The organism is Paenimyroides viscosum, assembly GCF_003858535.1.
GTDB classification, from domain to species: Bacteria; Bacteroidota; Bacteroidia; order Flavobacteriales; family Flavobacteriaceae; genus Flavobacterium; species Flavobacterium viscosum.
On sequence record NZ_RQTJ01000084.1, the window covers coordinates 1 to 1,214 of the forward strand.

Annotated in this window: 2 protein-coding genes; both read left to right on the forward strand. The window is 27.0% G+C overall.

Translation table 11 applies throughout. The features are described 5' to 3' along the window. The first annotated feature begins 81 nt into the window (after positions 1–81). On the forward strand, positions 82–540 hold the full coding sequence (locus EG242_RS14780) for a hypothetical protein (RefSeq protein WP_124900700.1): 459 nt from the start codon (positions 82–84) through the stop codon (positions 538–540). A gap of 2 nt (positions 541–542) precedes the next feature. After that, entirely contained in the window at positions 543–1,103 is a 561-nt protein-coding gene (locus EG242_RS14785) for a hypothetical protein (protein WP_124900702.1), read from the forward strand. Positions 1,104–1,214: the final 111 nt, after the last annotated feature.

Sequence of the window (1,214 nt, forward strand, 5' to 3'; positions counted from 1 at the left end):
TATAAACCAAACACTATCTTAATTTCTACAGGAATGTGTCCAAATTAGTTTGAAGACGTACACACATTACCATTTAATGATATGTTTATACTAGATAAAGTTGGGCTAGATCAAAAAGCCATTTTTGATTATTACCAAGATTCTTTGTTCGAGAGTACTTCATATATAAATAATTCAGCGACTAATACTATAGATAGAGATAAAAATCCATTTACAAATGCGACTGCAATAAATGTCTATAATGCTGATTTAAAACCTTCATATTACAATAACATTCCTTCTATAGAAATAGGTAATTACGATCCTGTTGATGTTGGAGTTGTTGCTAATAAAATAAAATCCAATGAGGGGTCTGGTGGGGATTATCTTTCTAACGAAATATATTACAGAGTAGCATATTTAAGAAAGAAACTAAGCCAAAACAAATTAACTGGACATATTCATGTTGGTTATTTGAAGGATGGTAACATGAGTGTTGATAGAGCAGAGATGTTAAATACAATAAGAGAATCCCTAAAACAGGCTTTAAATAATTTTTAACTATGAAAAAAATGATATTATTAATATTAACAGTCATAGGTCTACAACTTTGCTATTCACAACCAAGTCCGCCGCCTTATTTACAAATAAGGCATAATAAATTATGTGAAAATAAGGATAGCCTTGTTGAAAAATTTGATTTTGTCGCAACTCGTTTTAATTCTACTACAAGATTTAAGAAAGTGAATAATGATGATTTGAATGAGAATATTCAAGTTAGAAATGTTGATAATAAATATGTATCTCTTTATATATATAGTCAAACCTTTAGTTTACCAGAACTTGGAGATATTATAAGATTTATTATTAAAGAAAAACAAACAGATAAAGTAATGTCAATTTATCTGTTAAGTAACCGACTTTCAAAAGTAACTATCATAAACAACTTGATTTTTAAGGAAGGTGATTACCTGCTTGACGATGCATGTAAAATAAATAAAAGATATCTAATTGAATTAGCACAAGATAATCACAAGAATTATACATTAGAAATTTATGATTTAGCAAAGCATAAAATTTCATTGAAAAAATTAAATAGAATTTTAATGAAATGTAATCATTAGAATAGAAGCTTTAAATGGATCTGGTGGAAATTATCTATCAAATGAAATACTGGATATGCAAATAAAAATTACAGTTTAAGTTAAGCGACATTTTTGTAAAATTGATTTTGA

Coding starts and splice junctions, on each gene's coding strand:
- EG242_RS14785 (WP_124900702.1), top strand. CDS start 543: ATGAAAAAAATGATATTATTAATATTAACAGTCATAGGTCTACAACTT.
- EG242_RS14780 (WP_124900700.1), top strand. CDS start 82: ATGTTTATACTAGATAAAGTTGGGCTAGATCAAAAAGCCATTTTTGAT.